The organism is Cyclobacteriaceae bacterium (assembly GCA_030584025.1).
Classification (GTDB): Bacteria; Bacteroidota; Bacteroidia; order Cytophagales; family Cyclobacteriaceae; genus UBA2336.
This window is the reverse complement of the sequence record CP129487.1, coordinates 2,784,743-2,799,298: the sequence shown is the minus strand read 5'-3', so window position 1 is coordinate 2,799,298 and position 14,556 is coordinate 2,784,743. Positions and strand designations below refer to the sequence as shown.

Annotated in this window: 13 protein-coding genes; 3 read left to right on the top strand and 10 right to left on the bottom strand. The window is 43.3% G+C overall.

Going from position 1 to position 14,556, the window contains the following annotated elements:
* Window positions 1–3,243, top strand: coding sequence for a UvrD-helicase domain-containing protein (locus QY309_12570; protein ID WKZ58700.1), 3,243 nt, complete (start codon window positions 1–3; stop codon window positions 3,241–3,243).
* Between the two features lie 144 nt (window positions 3,244–3,387).
* Entirely contained in the window at window positions 3,388–6,198 is a 2,811-nt protein-coding gene (locus tag QY309_12565) for a PD-(D/E)XK nuclease family protein (protein ID WKZ58699.1), read from the top strand.
* A 241-nt stretch (window positions 6,199–6,439) separates the two neighbouring features.
* Here QY309_12565 and QY309_12560 read toward each other — a convergent pair whose 3' ends face one another.
* The 7 genes from QY309_12560 to QY309_12530 all read right to left on the bottom strand — a co-directional run bounded on the left by QY309_12560 (window position 6,440) and on the right by QY309_12530 (window position 11,494).
* Window positions 6,440–6,832, bottom strand: a complete 393-nt coding sequence (locus tag QY309_12560) for an OsmC family protein (GenBank protein WKZ58698.1) — start codon at window positions 6,830–6,832, stop codon at window positions 6,440–6,442.
* Between the two features lie 36 nt (window positions 6,833–6,868).
* Window positions 6,869–7,174 (bottom strand): phosphoribosylpyrophosphate synthetase, encoded by a 306-nt coding sequence (locus QY309_12555; protein ID WKZ58697.1) that lies wholly within the window; start codon window positions 7,172–7,174, stop codon window positions 6,869–6,871.
* Between the two features lie 77 nt (window positions 7,175–7,251).
* Window positions 7,252–8,082, bottom strand: a complete 831-nt coding sequence (ygiD, locus tag QY309_12550) for a 4,5-DOPA dioxygenase extradiol (GenBank protein WKZ58696.1) — start codon at window positions 8,080–8,082, stop codon at window positions 7,252–7,254.
* Between the two features lie 72 nt (window positions 8,083–8,154).
* The gene (locus tag QY309_12545; protein WKZ58695.1) at window positions 8,155–9,216 is read right to left on the bottom strand and encodes an LLM class flavin-dependent oxidoreductase; all 1,062 of its coding nucleotides are present in this window, start codon (window positions 9,214–9,216) and stop codon (window positions 8,155–8,157) included.
* Between the two features lie 11 nt (window positions 9,217–9,227).
* On the bottom strand, window positions 9,228–10,016 hold the full coding sequence (locus QY309_12540) for an SDR family oxidoreductase (GenBank protein WKZ58694.1): 789 nt from the start codon (window positions 10,014–10,016) through the stop codon (window positions 9,228–9,230).
* 112 nt (window positions 10,017–10,128) lie between these two features.
* A complete protein-coding gene (locus tag QY309_12535) occupies window positions 10,129–10,794 on the bottom strand; it encodes an NAD(P)-binding domain-containing protein (GenBank protein WKZ58693.1) in 666 nt (221 codons plus the stop codon).
* A 118-nt stretch (window positions 10,795–10,912) separates the two neighbouring features.
* Window positions 10,913–11,494, bottom strand: a complete 582-nt coding sequence (locus tag QY309_12530) for a Crp/Fnr family transcriptional regulator (GenBank protein ID WKZ58692.1) — start codon at window positions 11,492–11,494, stop codon at window positions 10,913–10,915.
* A gap of 280 nt (window positions 11,495–11,774) precedes the next feature.
* Here QY309_12530 and QY309_12525 point away from each other — a divergent pair, with 280 nt between their 5' ends.
* Entirely contained in the window at window positions 11,775–12,512 is a 738-nt protein-coding gene (locus QY309_12525) for a DUF6090 family protein (protein ID WKZ58691.1), read from the top strand.
* A gap of 160 nt (window positions 12,513–12,672) precedes the next feature.
* On the opposite strand, the gene QY309_12520 is transcribed toward QY309_12525, so the two are convergent.
* From QY309_12520 to QY309_12510, 3 genes are all read right to left on the bottom strand, one after another.
* Window positions 12,673–13,155, bottom strand: coding sequence for a DUF1772 domain-containing protein (locus tag QY309_12520; protein WKZ58690.1), 483 nt, complete (start codon window positions 13,153–13,155; stop codon window positions 12,673–12,675).
* A gap of 69 nt (window positions 13,156–13,224) precedes the next feature.
* Window positions 13,225–14,073 (bottom strand): helix-turn-helix domain-containing protein, encoded by an 849-nt coding sequence (locus QY309_12515; GenBank protein ID WKZ58689.1) that lies wholly within the window; start codon window positions 14,071–14,073, stop codon window positions 13,225–13,227.
* Window positions 14,066–14,530: a DUF1801 domain-containing protein gene (locus tag QY309_12510; protein WKZ58688.1), complete on the bottom strand. Its 465-nt coding sequence runs from the start codon at window positions 14,528–14,530 to the stop codon at window positions 14,066–14,068. Before QY309_12510 ends, QY309_12515 begins: the two co-directional genes overlap by 8 nt.
* Between the last annotated feature and the right edge of the window lie 26 nt (window positions 14,531–14,556).

Below are 14,556 nucleotides of genomic sequence, written 5' to 3'. Positions count from 1 at the left end.
GTGGCGGAAAAACCCTTAGTTATCTACAGAAGCTCAGCGGGGAGCGGTAAAACCCGAACCCTGGCGAAGGAATACCTGAAACTGGCCTTAAAGCACAAGTCGGGTTATTTCAGGCATGTTCTGGCGGTAACCTTTACCAACAAAGCCACCCAGGAAATGAAGGAGCGCATAGTGCGTTACCTGAACGATTTTGTGGAGGGGCGTGAAAATTCGCTTGCGCAGGAACTAAAGCAAGAATTAAGACAGAGTGATGTGGAGTTTAAGGAGAACTGCAACGAATTGCGTTCGCTCATTCTGCATCAGTACTCCCAGTTCTCCATCAGTACCATTGATGCTTTTTTTCAGAAAGTGATCCGCTCGTTTACTCGCGAAGCTGGATTGTCGGGTGATTACCGACTTGAGGTGGACAATGAGGCGGTGTTGGAGGAAGTGGTGAATAACCTGATTGATGAAATTGGTGAGGATAAAGACCTGAAGCGTTGGTTAGTTGATCTGTCAATCAAAAACCTGGAAAACGACAAACCGTGGGATGTGCGCAGAGGCTTGATCGATTTTTCCAATGAGATTCTGAAGGAAGATTTCAAACTCATCGAACGGGATTTCAATAAAAAAACGAGTGACCGTAAATTTTTGAAAGACTTGCTTGCCGAGTTGGGAAAAACAACCGGGTCATTCGTTAATCATGTTCAGACTTTAGCCAAAAAGGGTTTTCAACTTATTGAAGCGGAGGGGTTGGATTCATCTGACTTTAAATATCAAGGTGGTGCAGGGTATAAGTTTTTTAAAAACCTGACCGACTTATCAAAAGTTAAGGAATTTAAAGAACCCGGTGTTCAGGTTACACGCGATTTGGCAGATGCGAATAACTGGCCAGCGTTAAAAACTAATCGGAAAAATGAAGTGTTTAAACTGGCATCAACGCATCTGCTGCCCTTGATGCTGGAAATTCTGGACTATAGGGAGAAACATTATTCACGCGCGCTATCAGCTGAAGTAGTGTTGGAGAATTTCTATGCTTTTGGCCTGATGGCAGATATTTCGAAAAAGTTGCAGGAATACAAATCAGAGAATAACATGATGCTGCTGGCGGATGCGCCACAGTTTTTGCAGGAACTGATTGGCGACAGTGATGCGCCTTTTATTTATGAGAAAACCGGCTCATTCTTTAAGAATTACCTTATTGATGAATTTCAAGATACCTCCAACTTACAATGGCGAAATTTTGTACCGCTCATTAATGAGAGTTTAAGCAGCAATAACCGGAACGTGATTGTAGGTGACGTGAAGCAGGCCATCTATCGCTGGCGCGGAGGCGATCTCACGTTGCTGCAGGAAAAATTGGAGCAACAGATCGGTAATGATCGGGTTGCCCATGTAAACCTTTCGGATAATTACCGCAGTGCTGCCAATATTATTTCATTTAACAATCAACTTTTTAAAACGGCTGCCCAATTTGTTTCGCAGGAAACAGGAACCCAATTGGCGGCAAGCGCTTACGCGGATGTAGATCAAAAAACCAGGAAGGCGCATGCTGGCTTTGTGGATATTCAGTTTATTGAAGATGAGAAAGAGCAGAAGTGGAAAGAAGTAGCGAAAGAACAGCTGGTAAAAACACTGGAAGACTGGCAAGAGGCAGGCGTGAAGTTGAAAGACATTGCCATTTTGGTGCGAACCAATGGCGAAGGGCAGGAGTTGGTGGCACATTTGCTGAACTACAAAAATTCAGCAGAAGCAAAATCAACCTGTAAGTACGATGTCATCTCCAATGAATCGTTGCGTATTGATGGTGCGGCTTCCGTCAACCTTATCCTCGCGGCCATGCGCTACCTGCACAACCACCTGGATGTGGTGGCACGGGCAGAACTGGCGTACGAATTTGCCCGCATCCACCAATCGGGCATGGCGTTATCGGATGTTTTTTCTGTAGCCAACGAAACGGTATTTGAAAGTTTCCTTCCGCAGGATTTTACCCAGCAAAAGCTTTCATTGAGAAAGCTGCCTTTGTTTGAAATGACGGAAATGTTGATCCGCATTTTCAAGCTTACAGAACAAGAAAAGGAACTTGCGTACATACAGGCCTTTCAGGATTTGGTGCTGAATTTCTATGCACGCGAACGAAACGACCTACAGGCTTTTCTGGAGTGGTGGGAGGACAACAAGGATTCTGAGAAAACATCGGTTAAAACTTCAGGCTCCATCGATGCAGCAGAAATTCTCACCATCCACAAATCAAAAGGCCTTCAATTCAAGTATGTAATCATTCCGTTTTGCTCGTGGGCGTTGGATCACCAGGGCTTTAAACAGCCTAACTTATGGGTACAGGCGGATACACCCATGTTTAAAGATGCAGGTTACCTATCAGTGAAATACAGCAAAACGCTTACCGACACGGTTTTTGATGCTTACTATCGTCAGGAGCGTACACAAATATTTCTGGACAATGTCAACATCCTGTATGTGGCGCTTACCCGCGCTGAAATTGGGTTGAAGATTTTTGCTCCGTTTAAAAAGGAAGTTAAGAAAGTATCGGATGTAAGTGGTTTACTACAATACTGTATTGGTGAAAATGAAACAATGGCGAAATACTGGGATAAGGCCGGTCAACGGTGGCAAACAGGAACCCTGGAAGTTTCATCAACACCTGAAACAGTTGATGAGGAAATAAAGCCCATACCACTCAAACAGTATCCTGTTTCGCGTTGGCGTGATAAGCTCGTTATCCGACAAGCGGGTAAAACCTACTTTAATGCCGATGTAGATGAAAAAGTAAAATACGGTATTCATGTGCACAGTGTATTGTCGTACATCCACACCAGTCAGGATATTGATGCTGCCCTTCAGCGTGCGATACACGAAGGGTTATTGACTACAGCGGAACATGCACAAGTGAAAGCAGAACTTGAGCAGCTATTAGGTGATCCATTGATTTCATCATGGTTTGCAGCAGGTTGGGATATACGCACAGAGGTACCCGTGATTTTACCGGGTGGTGAGGAGAGTCGCTTTGACAGGCTGTTGATAAAGGATAACAAAGCTATTGTTATTGATTTTAAAACGGGTACTCCTTCAAAAGCAGATCATCATCAGGTGTTGGCGTATATGGATATTCTGAGAAACATGAATTTTACCGAAGTAGAAGGGTATGTGTTGTATGTGCGCACGGGTGAAGTTGTGGAGGTGAGAGCTGGGAAAGTGAAGACGGTAAAGAAGAAAGATGATAGTCAGTTGGAACTTGGGTTGTGATGTTTGAACCACATAGGTACATAGAGCCACAAAGAAATTTTACTTCAAAACTATGTGTCCTATGTTTCTATGTGGTTCACGTAGCTCATTTCTATAACACGCTATTGATAAATTTTTAAGAATTCAATCTGATAGAAAATTAATATGACGCCCTTTCTTTTGGAAACCGCGCAAAAAATATTCGCTAGCCATTCCAGGCTGGAAGAGGTGACCTTGGTGTTTCCAAACCGCAGGGCAATATTGTTTTTCAGGAAACATTTGGGAACGCTGCTGAAAAAGCCTGCATTCGCACCAACTATGCTCACCATTGAAGAGTACATTAAAAGCTATTCAACGTTGCAGGTTCCGGATAAGCTGGAGTTGGTGCATCGGTTATATAAAGCCTACACCGAGACTGTAAAATCAAACGAGTCATTCGATCGCTTTTACTACTGGGGTGAAATGTTGCTGCGCGATTTTGAGGAGATTGACAAATACCTGGTGAATGCTGAAATGCTTTTTCGTGACCTCAGTCATCAGAAAGAGCTCGATGCCAGCTTCGATTACCTGACCGATGAGCAGAAAAAATTCCTGCTGGATTTCTGGGGGAATTTTGATGAATACCAAACCGAAAACAGAAAGAAATTCCTGGATGTATGGAAACATCTCTATGATGTATACACCACTTATCGCACACTGTTGGTAAAGGAAGAACTTGCCTTTGAAGGCATGGTACACCGTGAGGTGGCAGAGAAAATTTTACAGGGTCAAATCCTGCGAACGGGGCACGAAATATTTATCGGTTTTAATGCCCTGACAAAAGCAGAGGAGGTCATAATAGCGCATGCGGTTGAAGGCGGAGCTTCGGTATATTGGGATGTAGATGAATACTACTTAAACAATGTCGTACAGGAAGCGGGAGAATTTTTTCGGGAATACCAGAAGCACAAGGTATTGGGTAAAACCTTTGAGGCTCAAGTACCAGCTAACTTCCGAAGGGAAAAGAATATCAAACTGTATGGCGCGGCTCAACCGGTGGGGCAAGCCAAACTGATGGGGCAGGAATTGCGCAAAAACCTGGAAGCTGGTGCGTTGCCAGAAGAAACCTTGGTTGTGTTGCCGGATGAAAAGTTGTTGTTGCCTGCTTTGCACAGTGTTTCCGATAGCGTGGAGAAATTGAACGTTACCATGGGTTTCTCCCTAAGCGCTACGCCCATTTTTAATTTTGTGGAGTTGCTGATCGAATTGCAGATCAGCCGAAAAGATGAATATTTTCATCACCGTCCGGTATTGTCGCTGTTGAATCACCCATTTACCGTTTCGGCAGATTCAAAAGTTGCGCAAAGTAAACGCAAAGAGATGCTGAAGCACAACTGGGTATCGGTGCCGAAAAATTTTCTGGCCTCCGAATCGGAGTTACATCGTGTGATGTTCGTTGTGGCCGATGTAAGCAGCATAACACACTATTTGAAAACGTGCCTGACTTTATTGGGTAGTTTAGACAGCCTTTACGCATTCGATAAAGAATATATTTTTCAAATGCTCAAATGCCTGAATCGAATGGAAGAGGTATTGGGCAATCAATACTCCGACCTGCGTTCCTTTCTTCGGTTTTTCAGGCAATATGTGCGCACGGTGCGCATACCCTTCAGTGGTGAGCCGCTTCAGGGGTTGCAACTTATGGGTATGCTCGAAACCCGTAACCTCGATTTTAAAAACGTATATATCCTCTCCTTAAATGAGGGATCATTGCCATCGGGTGGAAGCAAGGGTTCATATATTCCATATAATATCCGCAGGGCATATACCTTGCCTACGCTGCAGCACCAGGATGCCATGTATGCGTATCTTTTCTATCGTGTCATTCAACGGGCAGAAAATGTAAGTCTTTTTTATAATACTGAAACGGATATTCTCGGTCAGGGCGAAATGAGCCGCTACCTGCAGCAACTGATGTTTGAGAGCGGCAAGAAGTTTCAACACCACGCCTTGCACAATGCCTTGGATGTAAACGAGGTAAAACCCATTGTGATTAAAAAAGACAAAGCCGTATTGGAGGCTTTGGAAAAGTTGAGTGAGCAGAACGAGTATCGAAAGTTCAGCGGCTTATCGCCATCCGCGTTGAATACCTACATCGAATGCAGGCTCAGGTTTTATTTCCGGCATGTAGCGAAAATAAAAGAGGCCGATGAAATTGAAGAGGACATGGATGCACGGGTGTTGGGTAATTTTGTGCATAATGTGATGGAGGCGTTTTACCAGAAACTGGTAGCGCAGAAGGGATCAACTCGTATTGAAGCTCAGGACCTGGAAAAACAGGAGAAATTCATTCAGTCCTTGCTCGATCAGGAAGTGATAAACACATACAACCTCAACCCCAACGAGTCGGTGGAGTACGAAGGGCAGCTGATTTTGGTGAGTGAAGTGGTGAAACGTTTCATTGACAAGATACTGGAACACGATAAAAAGCATGCACCTTTTACGGTGGAGGGTGTGGAGCAGAATATGGAATATACGTTTTCCATCAGCGCACCTGCAGGCCGTGTGCTGTTAGGCGGTAAGATTGATCGTGTTGACCGGAAGGAAGATGTACTGCGTATTGTAGATTACAAAACCGGCCGCGACAAGCTTGATTTTGATTCCATTGCCTCCTTGTATGCGCGTGAAGGAAAGCGAAACAAAGCTGCCTTTCAAACCCTGATGTATGCCTGGCTTTATACAAAAACAAAAAATACATCGGGCATGCGGGTAATCCCCGGTCTGCTCAACAGCACAAACCTGTTTGATGATGAGGCCGAGTTTGGATTAAAAATGAATAGAGAAAATCTACGGGATGTGCAAGGTGTTTTGCCCGAGTTTGAAGCAAGGCTACGCGAACTGCTGGAAGAACTCTTTAATCCGGATACCGTATTTGATCAAACAGAAGAAATTGATAACTGTACGTATTGCCCGTACAAGCGGATATGTTATAGGTGAGGTTATGGATTTTTGTTGATCACCGGGTGTGCCTGCGTGTCGCCATGAATGGCGCATTTCATTGAAAAGGCGCAGTCGACACGTTATTAATTAGAATACTAATCCAACAAGATGCCGCTCCTACGGAGCTGTGAGCCCATCAGGAAAATAGTATGTGATTATCACTTTTAAATTCAACTGCTCGAGCCCTGTAGGGGGACGTCATTTCGATAGTCCCGACCTTACGGCCGAGGCTATCGAATTACATCGTGGTGTTTATTTCTACGGGACTGCTAAGGATTTTATGAACCGGACAAGCATTGGCAACTGCCAGAAGTCTTTTCTTTTGTTCTTCATCCAGATTACCAGCGAAATGAATTTTTCTGTTGATCACCGTTTTACTGCCTTTTTCGTCTTGCACCAGATCAACGTCAATCGTTACCTCATTCAAAGGCCACTGCTTTCGGTCGGCATACATGCGCACTGTAGCACTGGTACAGGCAGCTAATGCGGCAGCCAATAATTCTTTGGGAGAAAACCCGGTATCCTTTCCGCCTTTTTCCACAGGCTCATCGGCAATAACTACATTACCGGTAGGTGATTTGATTTCGATTCTATAATTATCGGTTTTGATGCGTGATGATATTTTAGTCATGTTGATTGATTTAAGTTTACGGTTATGTCTTTGTCTTTACCTCCTGATCGCTAATTTCTTAATCATGGCCTCATTTAAGCTGCTGGCATACACACCGTATGCGTCAACCAACACGCCTTTAATTCCCTGATCAGAAGTAATGGCAAAAACAATGCTGTTGTCATCCGTACTCGACATGCCTTCGAACCGATAGAATTCATCTACCGTAAATTTTTCCGGACTGATTTGCAGGTGTACAGCCGGACATTCAATACACGTTGGCTTGAGATTGAAATCATAGCTATAACCTCTGGCCTTCAAATCGTTTGTAGCTTCTGATAGACTTATATAATGTTTTTTCATGGTTCTTTCTTTTAGAGTTATACATACGCCACTACTTGATGGCAGCAATTTACTTGTGTGCAGTCTGTGCTTTCCTTTTATTGCGTATCAATCTTTACCGAAGTCATGGTCAATGCGCCCGCCACGGGTTTGTCATTAAACAAGCTCACGGTATCCCCTTTATCTTTTAGAGCCAGGGTGTACAGTAACGGCAGGTAATGCTCGGGCGATGGAACGGCTAAGTTGTACGCTTTACCATGCGAGGTATAGTTAATGAGCGCTTTGTGGTCATCATTCAAAATGAATTGCTTCATTTTATCGTTTGCTTCCAAAGCCCAATCATAGGCATACACCTTATCCAGGTGTTGCCACGAAACTTTGCTGAGGTTGTGAACCATGTTGCCACTACCAATAATCAATACACCCTTTTCACGTAACGAAGCCAGTTCTTTGGCAAGCTCATAGTGGTATTGAGGTGTTTGATAGTAATCCAGACTTAATTGAATAACCGGAATATCTGCGTTCGGATACAGGTGTTTGATTACACTCCATGCACCATGATCCAACCCCCACTTATCATCCAGGTGTACTTCTGTTTTTTGAATGATGCTTTTCGTTTGCTTTGCCAGTTCCGGACTTCCAGGTGCCGGATATTGTACCTCAAATAACGCTTTTGGGAAACCGCCAAAGTCATGAATGGTAATGGGATTTTCCATGGCCGTAACAAATGTTCCCCGCGTTTCCCAATGAGCCGAAACACACAGGATGGCTTGTGGCTTGGGTATTTCCCTGGCTATGTTTCTGAACCCGGCAACGAATTCATTTTCTTCAATGGCATTCATCGGACTGCCATGTCCCAAAAACAGCACCGGCATTTTTTCGGTACTGCTAAAGGGTTGTGTCATTTTATTCAAATCTTGTAATCGCATAGTTGATCCGGCTAATGGCAACAGTGCCAGTGATTTTAAAAATGTTTTCCTATTCATAATACCTTTATCTGATCAAAGCACCGACTCGGAAGTTTTTATTTCATGCTTGGTTCCTAACGCTTTTCGTACAGCAGGTGCAACCTGCGTTCCAAATAGTTCCATCGACTTCATAATTTTCTTATGGTCGGTTGTGCCTACACTCATTTGAGCGAGAAAGCGCGTATGATTGAATAACTCATGTTCGTAGAGAATTTTGTCAATCACCTGCTGAACACTTCCAACCATCAAATATCCTTTGGCCGACCGGTTAGCATCAAACTGCTCGCGACTTAGCGGAGGCCATCCTCTTTCTTTGCCAATCTTGTTCATCATGGCAGCATACGTTGAGAAGTATTCATCACCCGCTTGCTGCGATGTTTCGGCAATATACACATGTGTATTAATGCCAAGCTTAGGCGAATCATTCCCAAACTGACTTGCTGTTTGCTTGTACAAGTCAACAAACGGAACAAAGCGTTCGGGTATACCGCCAATAATGGCAAGTGCCATTGGTAACTTAAGTGTGGCTGCGCGTACAGCAGACTCAGGTGTTCCACCAACCGCTAACCAAATCGGAAGATGCTCCTGATAGGGTCTCGGATAAACGCCCTGGTTGTCAAGGGCTGGTCGTAATCCACCACTCCATGAAACTCTTTCGCTCCCGTTGATTTTTAAAAGTAAGTCAAGCTTCTCTTTAAACAATCTGTCGTAGTCCTTAAGGTCATATCCAAACAATGGAAATGATTCAATGAATGAGCCACGGCCAGCCATGATTTCGGCACGACCACCGGATAGTTGATCAAGTGTTGCAAATTGCTGGTATACCCGAACAGGATCATCAGAGCTTAGTACGGTAACAGCACTGCTCAGTTTAATATGTTTAGTCATGGAAGCTGCGGCACCTAGAACAACGGCTGGCGAAGATACAGCATAATCAGCCCGATGATGTTCTCCCACACCAAACACATCAAGACCCAACTGGTCAGCAAGCTGCACTTCCTCCAACAAATCCCTGATGCGTTGATGTGTATGTATTGCTTTTCCAGCCAACCTGTCGGGCTGTACATCTGCAAACGTATAAATGCCGAGTTCCATAACTAATTTTTTTAAGCGTTACCGTAAATGTTTGATTCACCGCCATCAATAGCAAGTGTTTGACCACTTACATATGAGGCTTCTTCACTCAACAGAAAGGCTACCACCTTTGCCACTTCATGCGGCAATCCTAAACGCTTGGTCGGGTTACGTTGTGCGTATTCCGATTCTGCTTTTTTCGGATCGGCCGGGTTAACCTGTTTGAAAGCTTCAGCCACCATCGGTGTAAGAATAGCGCCCGGTGCAATCGCGTTTGTGGTAATGCCATCGCGGCCATATTCGAGGGCAGCGTTTTTCGTCATGCCTGAAACCGCATGTTTACTGGCTACGTAGGCTACCTGGTTTTGAACACCACGTAACCCACCCACTGAAGCCACGTTTACAATGCGACCGTATTTTTGCTTTTGCATCACAGGTATTACATAACGCATTCCATAGTATACGCCCATCAGGTTAATGTCAATTACTTTTTTAAACACCTCGATGTCGTACTCCGTTATTGACGCCTGTCGTCCTTCAATGCCTGCGTTGTTATAAAGCCCGTCAATTCTCCCAAAGGCCTTAACAGCCGCATCGACATATCGCTTTACATCTTCTTCCTTTGAGGCATCACCCACAACGGTAACAACTTTCACATCAGGAAATTCTTTTACCAGCTCTTGTTGTGCTGCGGTTAATGTTTGCTTATTGAAATCGACCAACGTAAGGTTAGCACCCTGACTGGCTAATTCTTTTGCTGCAGCCAAACCGAGACCCATAGCGGCTCCGGTAATGATGATGGATTTATTTTTTAAGCTCATAATTAATGGATTTATTTTTTTACTTACTATTCAAAGCTACTCGTTGTGCTGCTTCGGGGCATTGATGTGGAACAAGAAAGAACTTGATCCAGATCAAGCTTTCTTTCGCTATTCAATTGTGTAGAATTTTCCATCCCACAAGCCAATTGTAATTGTTTTTCAGCGCAAGCTGAATCAACATCAGTTGCATGCGTTCCAACGTGCGGCTTACCGATAAGTCGCCAGCGATAATCGGGTTAAAACCGGCATCGCGTACTATACCCGCTACAGTTTCAACCGCATCGCCATTGTTTCCGGCAATGAAGGCATCGGCTGTTTTGCCGGCAATGGTTGGTGTATTAAAATTGGCAGCAAACGTTGTGTTGAATGTTTTCACCACTTTCGATGCAGGTAAAAGTTTTTGTAGCTCTTCCGCAGCGCTGATTTCGGGTGGAGTCACCAACTCGCTAAACGAATGGTTGAGTGGGTTGGAGATACTGATCACAATTTTTCCGATAGCCACTTCACGAATCTTTTCGGCCACTTCCCGTTCACTGGCATAAGGTGTGGCTACAATAATGATGTCGGCTTCCCAGGAGGCTTCTTTAGCACAACTGAGGGCAAACACCTCTTCATGTTGAGCTGTTTTTTCAACCTCTTTTTTCAGCGCAACTAATTTTTCTGGCTCGTTCGACATGAGCAATAACCGATAGTTCCTGCTTTTCGAAATACTTTTGGCAATGGCTGAGCCCATGTTTCCGGTTGCTCCTATAATTGCGATTGTTTTTATGGCTGCCATAGTTTGTCTTGTTTGATGAAGCAAAGCTATGATAGCCGCCTGCCACCGGCATTGACGTGAAATAAGAAAATACTTGATGTAGATCAAGTGCCCTGCACCCGGTTCAGTTGGGTTTGTGCTATTTTCGACTCGCTACCTGCTTTCTTATCCGACTGAGTGTTTCGGGTGTAATGCCCAAATAGGAGGCTACGTATTGTTGAGGCGCACGGCTTATAATGTCGGGGCAAACATCCATAAGTTTCAGGTATTTTTCTTCGGCTGACAGGCTCATGTATGCAATTACCCTGCGCTGAAGTGCAATAATGTTGTTTTGCATCAGTAACCGGAAATACCGTTCAAGTTGCGGAACCTGATCCATCATATCATCCATGGCCTGTTTGGTAAGGTTCAGTACTTCCGAATCTTCCAATGCTTCAATGTTATACAGGGCGTTATTGCCCGAAATAAAACTGCCCACATCAGAAATCCACCAGCCTTCAATGGCAAACTGCACCACGTGTTCATTACCGTCATCGTCAACGGTAAATGAACGAAGCATGCCCTTCTCGACAAACGTAATGTATTGACATACATCACCGGCATTCAGTACGTATTGCCTTTTTCTTATTTTCTTGGGAATAAAAAATTCCTTCAGTTTAGCTTCTTCAGCGGATGTGATGCGGGTCTTTTCACTAATGCTTTTGAGTAACAGGTCATGCATGTTATCCGTATTGGGGTTGATCAGAAGGATTTGAACCAGATTTAAAGATAATCAATTTCGGGCTTGGTTTTGTTTGTAGCGCACGCTCACTTTTGTTGGAGCCAGCCTGCGGCAGGCAGGTTTCTTCTTCAACAAAGTTTTGTCTGTAAATTGTTGCTGGTCAGGAAGGCCAACAACGGAGACACCACCGGAGTTCTTTACTGTAGGTTTGCTAACTGAAGGGCAAGAAATATTCCAGTTTGTTTTTTATACCTTTATATAGGTTATAACCACACATAAAATGTTAAAGACAATTTTTAACCACCTGAAATCTGAATGGTACAAGTATATCATTGAGGTTATTGTGGTTATGCTTGGTATTTTAATTGCATTTAATCTTGAGCAATGGAGTGAAGCACGTAGCATAAAGAAGAGAGAAATTGAAATACTGAAAGAATTTAAAGGAGCGCTCGCTGCCGATTTAATGGAAATGCAGAATAATATCAGCATGCATGAATACAGTATTCTTTCCAGCAGGATGATATTGCAGGTTATTCAGGATAACCTTCCTTATCATGATTCATTGGATGCCTGTTTTGCCCACACGCATGCGTTTACCACGTTTTCAGGTCGGGTTGGCCCCATTGAGCAATTGAAAAATACCAATTTAGCGATTGTATCAAATGACGAACTCCGTTTGGAAATTATCAGCATGTATGACGAGGCGTATCCTAGAATTCGTCTGGTGGAATTGGCTATTAAGAGAGACTATGAACAGTTAAGGGATTTTGACAGACTTTATTTTGATGCCTATGATGTTGACCGCGTTTCTACCAACAAGAATATACCTCCGCCTTTCTGGGGCATCATGCGTCCGTTACGTTTTACTGAACTGAAGACAAATCCCGAATATGCAGCACTTCTTCGTGCAAGAATTTCAAACCAAATGGGACTTCTGCGTGGCCATTACAAGCCTACTGAAAAGGCATTAAGCAATTTGCTGAATCAGATTGATCAGGAAATTGAGAAATTGGAGTAGCATAGTTTTGAAAAGCGCTTTGGCCCGGTGTCACTATGGGTTCGGATCTGGAAATTTATTCAACGTTGATACGGGGCGTGCTTGTGTGTCGACATGTATGGTGCATTTCATTGACCAGACGCAGTCGACACGGTTATGATTATTATTATTACAGGTTCATTTACAAACCCTGCGTTTGTCTTGTGGCTTTGTCCAAAGTTATGAAAGTACAGACAAGACCTGCCAGCGATAGCATAGATCTGACCCAGCCCATTCTTCCCCATTCAGTTGCTGCCTTTTTAAGCGATTCAGTATCGGGAAGTTGTTCTGAAAGAAACATAATCTCATTTCTGGGATAAAAATAGGTAAAGGTTAAAGTCATAGAGGTTATATAGCAAAGTAAAGCTATGCCCAGATACAACCGGATGGAAGAAGATTCTTTCCAGAATAAAATCAATGTCAATACAACTAAAAGCATATTGGTCGGATCTACCACCTGAAAGAAAGTTCCCGGATTGGCAACAACAAAAAAGTCTCGGGTTGCAGTTATGGATTGAGGAATATTACTTTCCCAGTTGGCTGCATTAACAACTGAATTATAGATAAGCGTAAAAAACAATCCGCTTGAAAACGCAACGGCTGCGTACAGAATTATTCTTTTCATATTTCGTCATTTTTATTTCTACAAAGCTATTGGTGAGAAATACGCTTGGATAGTATAAAAACGACAAAATCAAATTTTGTCCCAATCCAACTGAAACTGTAAATGTTCGTTTGATAATTCTTTGTACAAGAGCGTAGGCGTAACCTTGGCAAATTCCTTAAAGTCTTTGATAAAGTGTGTTTGGTCATGATAACCAACTTCATATGTCAAATCAGGCCAAGAGATGATTGATCTGCTTTCAAGCATTTTATATGCTTTATGAAACCTGGCTATTCGTGCATACATCTTGGCAGGCATACCTAATCGCTCTTTGCATTTTCGTTCAAAATTTCGGATGCTCATACAAGCCATCTCTGCAACCTGGTCTATGTTTGTATTGTAGTTTGTCAAGAGCTGTTGCAGGGCATAGTCAATAGGTAACGGTTCTTTTACATGGGATAGTTTTCTAAGAAAATAGGATTGTATAATACTATCCAAATCGTTTAAAGAAATCGTGTCGTGAGATTTGTCTAACAGCTCTTCTATTTCCCTGCCAATAACTTCTCTGGCACTATACCCATTGTCAAATAGTTCCGTCATCGGAATATTCAAAAACCGATTTAGCCCTCCGGGTTGAAAAATAATGGACACGGTTTTATGACTTTCTTCTACCAATAGTTTGAAGGGAGTAATTTGTGCCCCCATTAATGTACAAGATGTAACGGTATTGAAATTGTTCTCGCCTGATTTTTTGGATTTCAACCGCGTATACAGATTGATGAACATGGCCTGGTCGGGTGAGGGCATGTAATTACCCGCTATGCTAACAGGAATATTGCCAAAATCAGCTTCGATGATAACGATGTGTCGTATCAGCGAACGCAATGCAGGATGAATAGTGCATCGTTCTGTACGGATATTTGGCGTCTGGTTATTCATTTTTAGACAAGAAATTCTTCTCGTACATGCCGATCCATTGCTTGACGGTTATCTTTTTCATTAATTGTCCAACGAGCTTGTATGGAATATCGTCCAGCTTTTTAAAACGAATGCAGCTCTTGCCCATATCCAGCCTTTGTTTACTGTGTTTTGGATATTCGCTCACAAACCAATTTAATAATTTCGGATTGGCATAAATGCCCATGTGGTATAGGTTAATGGAGCCTTTTTGCGAAGCAATTCCGGCAAAGGGGAGGGGCTCTTCGGGTTTGCAGTGGTAGCCTGCCGGGTAAAGTTTATGGGGCACCACATAGCCCAACCCGCCATAGCTAATAGCCGGCTCAAACCCTTTGGGTAGATTTTTTATAATCACCTCGTGCAGTTTGTTAAAGGGTTCAAGCCTGTTTGCAGGTTGGTTTAATAGAATTTCCGTAACGGTTTTGCCTGGGGCTTTCATAGGATTGTGCTAATTCTATACTTAGT